The organism is Bdellovibrio sp. NC01, assembly GCF_006874625.1.
Classification (GTDB): Bacteria; Bdellovibrionota; Bdellovibrionia; order Bdellovibrionales; family Bdellovibrionaceae; genus Bdellovibrio.
This window is the reverse complement of sequence record NZ_CP030034.1, coordinates 1,359,745-1,371,134: the sequence shown is the minus strand read 5'-3', so window position 1 is coordinate 1,371,134 and position 11,390 is coordinate 1,359,745. Positions and strand designations below refer to the sequence as shown.

Genomic DNA, 11,390 nt, shown 5'->3' with positions numbered 1-11,390 from the left:
ACAAGCGCAAGGCGGAGGGTTCTCCCCGCAGCGCAGGCGTGCTGGAGGCACGTCGGAGCGAGGAGAGAGCCCGACAACGCAGTCGATTGGGGTATTTTCACCAATTCCGTTGAACGAAGCCGTGGCTGTATAGGGAATGTACGAGCATGAACAAAGTTCATGAGCGCTACATCGCCTAAAATTAGCAAGCTTTTACGATTGTAATCCTGTACATTCCCGACTCACACAGAAAGGTCACAATGACACCCCCTTTAACTACGGTAGATAGTTTCGAAAGCTTTGGTCTTAGCGCACCACTTATGGATGCGATGAAAGACATGGGCTTCTCGACTCCAACGCCCATTCAGACACAAGCGCTTCCGATTCTTTTATCAGGAGCTAAAGATTTTATCGGCCTTGCCTCTACAGGTACTGGCAAAACTGCTGCATTTGGTATTCCTCTTGTAGAAAACATCGATACAACAACAAAAGACACGCAAGCTCTAGTTTTGAGCCCAACACGTGAATTGGCTTTGCAAGTTGCAGAGCAATTGACTTTGCTTGGTAAGAAAAAAGGTCTTCGCGTTGTTACGATTTACGGTGGCGCAAGCTATCGCACACAAATCGACGGCATCAAACGTGGCGCACACATCGTTGTTGCAACACCAGGTCGTTTGGTTGATTTCTTAGAACAAAAAATGATCAAACTTAAGAGCGTTCAAACAGTTGTTTTGGACGAAGCAGACGAAATGCTTTCTATGGGCTTTAAAGAGCCATTGGATTTCATTCTTTCTGCAACTCATCCAGATGACGATACTCAAGCAGAACGCGCGGCTTGCCGTACATGGTTGTTCTCTGCAACTATGAGCTCTGAAGTTCGTCGTTTGTCTGAAAAATATTTGGAAAATCCAGAAACTGTTCAAGCTAACAAAGTTGGCTCGACAGCTTCGACAATCCAACAAGTTTATTACACAGTTAAAAATTCAGCTAAAATGGAAGTGATCTGCCGTTTGTTGCAAACTCTTCCAGAATTCTACGGTATCATCTTCTGTCAAACTAAGATGGAAGTTGCAGAGCTAGCAGAGATGCTAACTCAACGTGGTTTCCCAGCAGATTCTTTGCATGGTGATAAGTCTCAACAAGAACGTGAAATGACGCTGAAGAAATTCAAACAAAGTCAGATCAAAGTGGTTGTGGCGACGGACGTTGCCGCTCGTGGTTTGGACATCAAAGACCTTACTCACGTTATCAACCACTCTTTGCCTTGGGATGTTGAATCTTACGTTCACCGTATCGGTCGTACAGGCCGTAACGGTCAAAGCGGTACAGCAATCACTTTGGTAAACCCAGAGCAATTGAATCTTCTTCGCCGTGTGATGCAAACGACTAAAGCGACTCTTACTAAAGGTGTTGTACCTTCAGGTGATGAAGTTGCTGGTCTTAAAATCAAAGACGTTTTGGATAAAGTTAGCACAATGAAAGAGGACAATGCGACTCTTCAACAAGCAAACGACTTGATCCGCGTTCTTGTCACTGCTGGCGATACAGATCTTTCTAAGTTTTCAAAAGAAGATTTGTTAGCACGCTTTATCGTGTCTTACTTCCCGAACGTGTTCGTTAAGAACGATAAGTTCTTGGACTACATGGGCGATCGCGTTCCTCGTGAATTGCTTCCTCGTGATCCAAACGACAACCGCTTCACAAGCAATCGTGATGGTGGCGGTCGTGATCGCGGTGGTTTCCGTGGTGGTCGTGGCGGCGGTTTCCGCAGCCGTAATAACGATCGTGGCGGTTACAGAGCTGATCGTTCATCTTCGTCATTCTCTTCGGATCGTCCTGAACGCTCTGAGCGTTCTGAACGTCCTCGTTTTGCTGGCAATGATGGCGGCGAACAACGCACAGAACGCGAACAACGTGGCAACTTCAACGAAGGTTCTGCTCCACGTGGTTTCCGTAGACGCGATAGCGGCGGTTACTCTCCTGAGCGTAGCAGCAGCAGCAGCGAAGGCCGCAGCGAACGTAAGGACCGTGGTGGCGATCACCCGGGCATTAAACGTTCTCGCTCTGGTGGTTCTTCTGAGCGCTCTTCAGCTCGTCGTTTCCGCGACTAGTTTGAAGCAAAAATTTTTACGAGTTTTAACAGGGGTGACACAAGTGTCGCCCCTGTCTTTTTTTTAGACACTCACAGCCGCTCAGCTCGAAATGAGACCACTTTGAGACGGCATCAATTTCGCTTTTAAAAGCCATATGATGTCTTTAGCGAAACTACTTCTTATTCCAGTTGTGACCTTGCTTGCCGTTCAGGTGCAAGCAAACATCAGAGGCAGCAGTTCTATGACTGCCTTCACTTCTAAACATACAGAGGCCGTTGCGGCGTGCCCTGAATGTAAAGAGACTCCGAACAAGACGGCTGCGGCCCTGCGTGATATGCGCAACGCCTTAACGGATGAAGCAACAGCTGAACAGATTTCTATGATTAGCGAAAAAATGAATTGGGCTGATGCCTGTGACAACTTTGCAGACGAAGATGAGTTTGGCAAATGGGGCGAAATGATTTTCGCTGAACTTAAAAAAGGATCCAACGATGCCTTATTGAAAGGCTCTGATGATCTTATCCGTTTGTGCCCAGGTTATAAAAGTTTGAATATTGAAGGTCGCCAAAACGTTTGGGTTTTGATTATGAACGCGATGGCTTTCTATGAAAGCTCGTGTGACAAGAACAGTAAGGCGCAAGGTCCGAATGGTTCTTTGATTGGTCTTCTGCAACTTCACCGTGGCAAAGAACAAAACTATGCACCTAGCTGCAAAAAAGGCGACGGCAACACTCCACAAGGAACGTTCCGCTGCGCCCTTTCGATGTTGAATTCACAACTTGAAAGAGGCGAAGATCTTTTCAGCCGCAAATCTTATTGGGATGTTTTGCGCCCACAGGCGCGTTCTAAGAAATTCGCTAAAATCCAAAAAGCGATTAAATCATTCCCGCTTTGCCATTAGAACTTAAGCAACTTTGCCGAATGAAATAAGTGCGGAGCGGAGGTCGTCAGTGACTTCCATTCCTCGCACCACACCCATGCGCACGAGTTTTTCTCGTAAAGGTTGTTTCAGCGAACACAAGCGCAACTCCAACCCGCGTGAACGAATATCTCTTTGCATTTGTGCTAATACAGGTATCGCATCCGGATGGACCGAACCGACATCTTGGAAGTAAAAGACGACGCACTTCACTTCAGGCTTTGCCAAGATTTCTTGACGACAGGCCTCGAGCCCCGGCGCCACCACGGGCGTCAGCTCCCCTGTAAAAGAAACAACGAGCATCTTATTTTTATGACTCAGCGTATAGCCAAACGACTTCTGTTCGATCAACGTACAACTCCTAGAAATCGAGAATGAATTCCTTCAATTTTAGCACAGGCTGCAAAAGATTAAAGTTTTGCTACGCCCGTGATTCTGAATGAAACAATTGTGGAAAGATTATTCTAAGGAGTGCTTAATTAAGACGTGAAAACAAGGGTTTGACAACCCTGGGCGAGCGGAATAATTCTCAGATCCTACGGGGGATTTTCATAATGGGAACGTTTCTAAAACGCCAGCTCGCATTCAGCATCGTTGCACTTGTATTTGTTAGTTCTGCCTTTGCAGCTCCAGCAAAACAACCAGCCGTGGTGAAAGTGAATCCTGATACTTTGAAAACAATGTTGCTTGAGCAAAACATCTCTTTGCAGGTGCAACTGAACAAAGTTTATCAAGCCAAAGAGCAAGTTAACATCAGCCGTGCTTCTCTTCTTCCATCAATCAATTTGGGTTCTGTGATTTCAAGCGGTCCAAGTTTTGCGCTTACGACGGTTTCAATGTTGTTGCCGTTCTTGATGCCTAGCAACTGGTTCGATCTTAAAGAAAGCCAGTACTTGTTGAATGCGCAAGCGACGTCTTACTACATCGCCCAGTTGAACACTTACTCTTCAGCGTACTCGGTTTACCTGACTGTTGTTGGCGACATGGAACTTCGCGAAGTTCTTTACAAGCAATACACAAACTACAAAGAGATCGAAGATTTGATTCAAATGGCGGTTGATGCCGGCATGATGCAACAATCTGATTTGTTGCAAGCTCGTGCACAAACGCAATTGGCTTCTATCCAGGTTTCGCAAGTTGACGATCTTCTGCAAAAAGAAAAAGCGGCGATCCGCAACATGCTAGCATTGCCACTTTCTCAAGAAATCCAATTCGATAAAGTTCATACAAGCCAAACGGCGACAGAGCTTTTGCCAGCACAAGTGATCTTGGATCGCGCGACAGCTAAATCGCCAGAGATCAAACAAATGAATTCGATGATTTCTGCTGCGAACACAGCGAAATGGTCCAAAGCATTTAGCTTCCTGACAGGCGCTTCATTGGGTGCTTCTCGTTCGGGTGCGGGTTCTGCTTTCGGTTCTGTGCAAACAACAGGAACTGTGAACTTGGGCTTCGGTTACTTCCCGGCCTTGAAGTTATCTGACTACAATATCGACGAACTGAAACTGCAAAAGAAACAAATCACGTTCGACCAAGCGGAGTTGATCGAATCGACTTTGGGTTCTTTGTATGAAGCGCAAAAACAAGTGGCTTTAGCACAACAAGCGCAAGCGACTTTGCAAGATGTTTACGAAGGTGAAGTTGAAAAGTTCCGTGCAGGTTTGACGGACTTGTTACACGTGCTTTCTGCTGCCAATTCTTTGACGACAGCTTTGACGAACCAAGTGAAAGCGCAAACGAACCTTGATTCAATGCGTGTGAGCTTAAATCGTATCGTGATCGACGAACGCTTCGCACAAGTTGGCGCTTGTGAAATCGAGCGCAAAGGTTCGGGCGGTATCAAAGGTCGTTTGGGTCGTGTCTTCAATCCGAAGAAAGACCAAGTGACTTTGGATGAAGCTTGCGGTCCACAGACTGTAAACTAACTTTTGAAAGATATTTGAAATAAAAAAGCCGCTCTGAAAAGATGCGGCTTTTTTTATGCCTAAAATTTGATGACGATCTTCCCTATGGTCTTATGGGATTCGATCATCTGATGGGCCTTTCTGAAGTTTTCAGCGGTCATGCCTTCGAAGATATGATTGATGGTCGTTTGAATCTCTGCGCGATCAATCATACCCGCAATTTTAGTTAGCAACTGATGCTGCTTAATCATGTCAGGCGTTTCAAACATCGAGCGCGTAAACATAAACTCCCAATGCACACCGACGCTTTTTCGTTTAAAGCCATTAATCGGAAAATTTGGTGGGTCATCGATCAGACAAAAAGTTCCTTGGGGCGCGATCATCTTTTCAATACTTTCACGGTGCACATCACTGTGAGTGGTACTGAAAATATATTTGACCGTGTCGATACCATGTTCACGCAATTGCTGATGCAGGTCTTTGTTATGATCAATCACGATATCAGCGCCAAGTTTTCGACACCACTCTTGCGAAGAGGCGCGCGATGCCGTCGCAATCACTTTCAGGCGTGTTTCTTTTTTTGCTAATTGAATCGCCATGGACCCAACTCCGCCCGATCCCCCCAGGATCAATAAATACTCCTGATCGTTCACCAATACGTTCATGCGATCAAATAACGCTTCATAGGCCGTAATACTTGTCAGTGGCAAAGCGGCCGCTTCTTCAAAGGAAAGCTTTTGCGGTTTTAAAGCTGCGATGCGCTCGTCAACTAAATGAAATTCCGCATTCGTTCCTGGGCGAGTTAAACTGCCGGCGTAATAAACGGCATCGCCAACTTTGAAGTGTTGAACTTTGCTGCCGATCTTTTCAACGATCCCCGCAGCATCCCATCCTAAAATTTTTGGTTCACCGGGATTGGGTTTTGTATTCTTACGAATTTTTGTATCGACTGGATTGACGGATACAGCTTTGACTCGCACAAGAATATCCATCGGCCCTGGCTCTGGTGTTGGCAGATCAAGATTTAAAAGAGATTCTGGATTTTCAATATCTAAGGACTCGAGATAGCCGATGACTTTCATGAACACTCCTTGAAAACTTCAGATAGTTTGCGCGGAATTCAAAAAGTTATCAAGCAGTTGGAAAAAATAGAGTGGTGATCCTTCCGCAAAAGAAGGATCACCGAGCGCAGCACTAACCGATAAGTTTAAGTGCCAATTGATTCGATTGATTTGCTTGTGCAAGAACAGATGTTGCTGCCTGCATCAAGATATTGTTGCGGGTCATCTCTGAAGATGTCGCTGCAACATCGGTATCACGAATACGACTGTTCGCTGCCGAAAGATTTTCGTGCATCACACCTAAGTTGTCAGAAGTCGAAGTCAGACGATTTTGCAAGGCGCCTAGATACGCTCTTGTACCATTGACATTCGTTTGTGCGTCGTCAAGCTTTTGCAAAGCCTCACGCGAACCTTCCTTCGACGAGAAATCCAAACCTTCAAGACCTAACGATGCCAAAGTCGCAGAGTGTGCACCGGCTTCGAAAGAAATTCTATCAGTGTCGGCATTATTATTAATGCCCACTTGGAAATCAAATTTAGGAGCGGAACCATCTAAAAGTTTCGTTGTACCCCAAGTTGTCGATTTCGCAATACGATCGATTTCACTGCGAAGTTGCACAACCTCTTTATTGAGCATGCCACGTTCAGTTTCACCAACAGTGTCAGATGAACCTTGGATGGCCAATTCACGTAAACGCACAATGATATTGCCGACTTCATTCAATCCACCTTCGGCAGTTTGAATCATCGAGATACCATCATTTGCATTTCGTTGAGCTTGGCTTGCAGAGCGAATTTGTGCTTTCAAACGTTCAGAAATCGCTAAACCTGCAGCATCGTCAGCAGCTTTATTGATACGACTGCCACTTGCCAATTTCGCCATCGAATCGTTCACAACTCTTTGTGTTCCAACGAGGTTTCTTTGAGCATTAAGTGCAGCAATGTTTGTATTAATTCTCATTCCCATAGCAATTCCTAATCAGTTTTCTTCATAGCCAAGCCTCCGTGTATTGTTGCCGCAGACATCCGAGTCCGCTGTCCCATCATTGGGATTCCAACTTTTCGGGAAACATTGATTGGGCTTCACGAGACCATTGGATGATTTTTTGTCTGTTCTTTGACTTCTGGACAAGACGACAGAGGCAAATAACAGAAATCTCAAAATGAAACCGAACTCTGGGCTGGGTGTTTGTACTTCTGCGACTGTACTACTCCACAAAATGGGCGGAGTTCAGAATGATGCTAACAACCTTTTTCGGAGGGCTTTATGAAAGCACTTGCACCGGTACTGATGGCAGCATCACTTTCTTTGTTCACGACATCTTCATTTGCGAAAAGCGATATCATGCTTCCAATGGATACGAATGAAGAAACGATGGATTTCGGCGAAGTTTATGTTGGCGATTATGTTTATGACGATATCGATGTTGTCGCGGGCGACACAGACATGACAATTTCAGAAATCGCACTGACAGGCGATATGTTTCAAGTAGCACACAACTGTCCCGACACTTTGCCGGCAGGAAAAACATGTCACATCTTTGTGATCTTTGAGCCCACGGCAACAGGTGATTTCACTGGCGAACTGAGTGTCAAAGCCAGCATCGGTGACTATCTATTCCACTTGATGGGCTCTGGCTACGAAGAGGGTGATTAGAATTGCACCTTGAAATTCCAATTTGCATACCAAGAAGCGGGAATGAATGCTGTTCCCGTTTCTTTTCTGCCGATGCCTTGCGCTTCATAAAAGGAGCGATCAAAGGCCTGCCCCACTTGCAACTCTGTGAATACAAATTTCGCAAGCAAGAAGCGCGAACCCACGAACACTCTTTTTTCGTCGAAGTATAATTTATTATCAGTGTCCTTCACGTCATGACGAAGCCACGTGTTTTGATTCCAATCAAAACCCATCATGTACTGTGAAACCGGAGGACCATAAGACACTTCTGCTTTCACGATGGTCGCAAGGTCAAACAACGTAAACGCCCACGGTTCTGCTGATGGAGTCCAACGCAAGAAAATAAACGGCAGTCCCACGGCTCCCATCACCGTATCGCGTTTAAAGAAGTAAGCGACAGAAGGCACCGGCAATCCCGCAAAGACCGGATTGTTGTTCGAATAAAACAGCGCCCAAATCCAACGATCATTTTTTTCAGATGGAAAGCTATAAACTAAATTCGCGCTGATCGCGATTGATTCTTTGGTTGAAAATAAACTGTCGCTGGCAGAACCATAAGTCACGCCACCACCGATAATGCGCTCGCCTTCAAGACTGCGTTTGTATTGAATGCCGCCTTCCAACGAAGACAGTGATTCAGGAACTTCAATCAATGTGCTGCCAGGAATATTGATTCCTTTAGGCACCGATAAGTGACTGCCTTTCACCGACACTGTCAGGATATCTTTATCACGCGACCACACCGGAACCGTGCCGTTAATGCTATTAAAATTCATCGGCTCAACGGGCTCTGTAAAACCGGAATATTCCAATTTGATTTTATTAGAAAGTGGTCCGCTGAAATTATCAAAAGGCAAATCCATAGCAGCTTGGGCTGCCCCACTCACACCTAAAATCGCAAGAACAATAACCTGTTTTAACACGTGGAAACTCCGTCTTCTCAAAGAATCCTAGCGAAACCTTTTAGCCCGTACAACAGAAGTCTGACTGTGCTGCAATGGGCCCTGCGTTTGCATTTTTAAGGACTCGAACAAATTCGGAGTCTTGAGGACCTCTTTAAAAGCTATGGGCTTACAAGGAGCGCCCCTCTATGGCACCTGAACACTTTCTTGACAGAGACGGAGCTTGCTATGAACAAAATCTTAGTCGTTCTTGGAATGTTACTTTCCTTCGCGGCAGAGGCAAAAGTCCTTGTGATCTCTGATATCGATGACACTTTAAAAGTCACAAATGTGAGATCTAAGGCCGGTGCGGGCTCTTCATTTTTCGACGACGGCAGTCTTTTTAAAGGTATGCCTGAGCTGTTTCAGGCTTTACAGGCTTCCTATAACGACATCGAATTCCACTATGTCAGCTTGGCTCCGAAGGCCCTGATGTTTGAACAACATGAAGACTTCATCAAAGAAAACCACTTCCCACTGACAGCCCTTCATACAAACCCCAACTGGAAACAAGATCCAGAGTACAAACAAAAAACCATCCGTGCATTATTGGCCGAAAAGAAACCGGAATTGGTTATCTATTTTGGCGACAACGGGCAATTCGATACGGTCGTGTATCGCCAGATGAATCAGGAATTTAAATCTATTCCTGAAGTCACTTATATCCGTGAAGCTTACTCTTCGAAAGGTGCCGATATCTTGCCGGTTCTTCCGGGGCAAGTGGGGTTCGTCACTTCATTTGAAGTCACGATTGATTTGATCAGCAAAAATATTTTGCCTGCTTCCGTCTATCCGAAAATGGAAAAGCTGATTTACAAAGCACTTAAAAAAGATGATGGCGACGAACACTTTGGTCGCATGATGTATCCGCATTGGATGGACTGCCGCGATTTCAAATGGCAGTGGAATCTGACAAACACTTCACCTGCATTTAACTTTATCAAGCAAGACATATTGAAACGCTGCACACGCTAACGTGTCTTTGCGCAAAGGCTTGCACTTTCGCTGTCGAGCCCTCCCCAGTCTCCGGCATTCTAATGTCTGTGGAGGTGACGGATGGAGAGACTTGCGGAAGTGCACTGGGAAGGTAATTTAAAAGAAGGTCGCGGTGAAATTTCAACTGGCAGCCAGTCTTTAGATCACGCCTCTTATGAATTTGCGACCCGCTTTAATGGGAAAACTGGAATTAATCCTGAAGAACTTGTCGCGGCCGCTCACGCCAGTTGTTTTTCCATGGCCCTTGCTGCTGAACTTACAAAAATTCATTTCGAACCCAAAGAGCTCTTCACCACAGCCCATGTACAGCTTGTTCAAGATGGTAAAGAAGGTTGGAAAATAAAATCTTCGCATCTTTGTCTTGAAGCCGTGGTTCCCGGTTTGGATTACGCAAAATTTCAGTCGATTGCCGAAGGTGCAAAAGCCAACTGCCCGATTTCAAAATTGATGAAAGCTGAAGTCAGTCTTGAAATCAGAATGCTGACAAATGAAAAACAATTTCCTACGGCGGCCCCGTAAAGCCCACGTCATCATTATTGGTGCTGGTGCTGCGGGTCTGGCTTGCGCGCGCGAACTTCGTGACGCCGATGTCAGTTGCACGATTCTTGAGGCCCGCGAACGTATCGGCGGTAGAGCTTATTCTGTTGCCAATCATTTTCCCGCAATCGAATACGGGGCTGAATTCATCCACGGGGCGCAACCCGTCTTGATCGATCTTCTGCATCGTCACAATTTAGCCTTCTTAGACCTGTGTGATAATCATCTCTTCTGGCGTAAAGGCAAGCTGCACGAGCTTCCCGATTTTTGGGAAAAGCTTGATAAAGTGAACAGTCTTTTAAGTAAAACTCTTGTGCATGATCGCAACATGGAAGACTTCATGAAAGCGCATCACAAAAAAATTCGTCAGGACACGGCTCAGCTTTACAAAGCTTACATTGAAGGATTTCAAGCTGCCGATTTGGGCTTGATTGGCGAGCGCGCTCTGGCCATTGCCGAAAAAGATGACGAGCCCGAATTAAATTCTCAAAGTCAGTTCCGTCCTAGCGCTGGATATTCCACCGTCATGCAGGCGTTGTTAAAAGAAACCGGTCTGCGTAAAGAACACATTCACTTTAATCACAAGGTCCAAGAAATTCTTTGGGATGAAAATGGCATCGCGATTCGCTCGACAACTGAAAATTCTCGTCGCACTTTTCACTGCGATTATGTGGTGATCACCGTACCCATTTCCGTTCTTAAAACTCAAATGAAAATCAGCCCTGCTATTCCCGCTCTTTTCAATTCGCTTTCATCTGTGCATATGGGTCACGTGCAAAGAATTAACTTTGAATTCTCGGAACGATTTTGGGAAAGCTTATCTAAAAAACCGATAGGCTTCTTACACTCAGGTGCCGAAGAATATTTCCCGACGTGGTGGACGCAAATGCCTCAACGCACGAATATATTAAATGCGTGGCAAGGTGGTCCCAAAGCTTACGAAATGAGTTTTTGGAGTGAGAAAAAACGTGTTGTCATGGCGCTGCGAAGTCTATCGCGAATGACCGGGCGAAGTTTAGCCTACTTGCAAGAGCACTACCTTGGTCACTTTACTCACAACTGGAGTCAGGACCCGTTTAGTCTTGGTGCATGTTCCTATCAGGGCGTATTAAAAGGACGTGAAAATTCCCAACTTCGCAAACCATTTGAAAAAAGAATTCTGATTGGTGGCGAAGGCACTTCGCAAGGTTCAGATCAGGGCACGGTTCATGGGGCAATTCACTCAGGCGTCCGATGCGCGCAGCAAATTATGGAAGACCTTAGCTAGACTACGACCTCAGTC

At 45.6% G+C, this 11,390-nt stretch carries 11 protein-coding genes; 7 read left to right on the top strand and 4 right to left on the bottom strand.

All coding sequences use genetic code 11. The features are described 5' to 3' along the window. Positions 1-239: 239 nt before the first annotated feature. Together DOE51_RS06545 and DOE51_RS06540 are read left to right on the top strand one after the other, a co-directional pair. The gene (locus DOE51_RS06545; protein WP_246845430.1) at positions 240-2,090 is read left to right on the top strand and encodes a DEAD/DEAH box helicase; all 1,851 of its coding nucleotides are present in this window, start codon (positions 240-242) and stop codon (positions 2,088-2,090) included. 136 nt (positions 2,091-2,226) lie between these two features. Then, the gene (locus tag DOE51_RS06540; protein ID WP_142695753.1) at positions 2,227-2,973 is read left to right on the top strand and encodes a hypothetical protein; all 747 of its coding nucleotides are present in this window, start codon (positions 2,227-2,229) and stop codon (positions 2,971-2,973) included. Positions 2,974-2,976: 3 nt separating this feature from the next. Here the strand turns inward: DOE51_RS06540 and DOE51_RS06535 are convergent, their stop codons facing one another. Then, positions 2,977-3,342 (bottom strand): STAS domain-containing protein, encoded by a 366-nt coding sequence (locus DOE51_RS06535; RefSeq protein ID WP_246845429.1) that lies wholly within the window; start codon positions 3,340-3,342, stop codon positions 2,977-2,979. Positions 3,343-3,545: 203 nt separating this feature from the next. Here DOE51_RS06535 and DOE51_RS06530 point away from each other — a divergent pair, with 203 nt between their 5' ends. After that, positions 3,546-4,916 (top strand): TolC family protein, encoded by a 1,371-nt coding sequence (locus DOE51_RS06530; protein WP_142695752.1) that lies wholly within the window; start codon positions 3,546-3,548, stop codon positions 4,914-4,916. Positions 4,917-4,975: 59 nt separating this feature from the next. Here DOE51_RS06530 and DOE51_RS06525 read toward each other — a convergent pair whose 3' ends face one another. Both DOE51_RS06525 and DOE51_RS06520 read right to left on the bottom strand, forming a co-directional pair. After that, positions 4,976-5,977, bottom strand: a complete 1,002-nt coding sequence (locus tag DOE51_RS06525; RefSeq protein WP_142695751.1) for a zinc-binding alcohol dehydrogenase family protein — start codon at positions 5,975-5,977, stop codon at positions 4,976-4,978. A 112-nt stretch (positions 5,978-6,089) separates the two neighbouring features. Further along, positions 6,090-6,923, bottom strand: a complete 834-nt coding sequence (locus DOE51_RS06520) for a flagellin (protein WP_142695750.1) — start codon at positions 6,921-6,923, stop codon at positions 6,090-6,092. 300 nt (positions 6,924-7,223) lie between these two features. On the opposite strand from DOE51_RS06520, the gene DOE51_RS06515 reads away from it, so the two are divergent. Next, complete coding sequence (locus DOE51_RS06515) at positions 7,224-7,613, top strand: hypothetical protein (protein ID WP_142695749.1); 390 nt, start codon at positions 7,224-7,226, stop codon at positions 7,611-7,613. On the opposite strand, the gene DOE51_RS06510 is transcribed toward DOE51_RS06515, so the two are convergent. Further along, the gene (locus tag DOE51_RS06510; RefSeq protein WP_142695748.1) at positions 7,610-8,557 is read right to left on the bottom strand and encodes a hypothetical protein; all 948 of its coding nucleotides are present in this window, start codon (positions 8,555-8,557) and stop codon (positions 7,610-7,612) included. The two genes, DOE51_RS06515 and DOE51_RS06510, sit on opposite strands and share 4 nt — an antisense overlap. A gap of 207 nt (positions 8,558-8,764) precedes the next feature. Between DOE51_RS06510 and DOE51_RS06505 the strand changes: the two genes are divergently transcribed. From DOE51_RS06505 to DOE51_RS06495, 3 genes are all read left to right on the top strand, one after another. Then, positions 8,765-9,550, top strand: coding sequence for a phosphatase domain-containing protein (locus DOE51_RS06505; RefSeq protein WP_142695747.1), 786 nt, complete (start codon positions 8,765-8,767; stop codon positions 9,548-9,550). Between the two features lie 81 nt (positions 9,551-9,631). Continuing rightward, the gene (locus DOE51_RS06500) at positions 9,632-10,090 is read left to right on the top strand and encodes an OsmC family peroxiredoxin (protein ID WP_142695746.1); all 459 of its coding nucleotides are present in this window, start codon (positions 9,632-9,634) and stop codon (positions 10,088-10,090) included. Further along, positions 10,059-11,375, top strand: a complete 1,317-nt coding sequence (locus DOE51_RS06495) for an NAD(P)/FAD-dependent oxidoreductase (RefSeq protein ID WP_142695745.1) — start codon at positions 10,059-10,061, stop codon at positions 11,373-11,375. Before DOE51_RS06500 ends, DOE51_RS06495 begins: the two co-directional genes overlap by 32 nt. Positions 11,376-11,390: the final 15 nt, after the last annotated feature.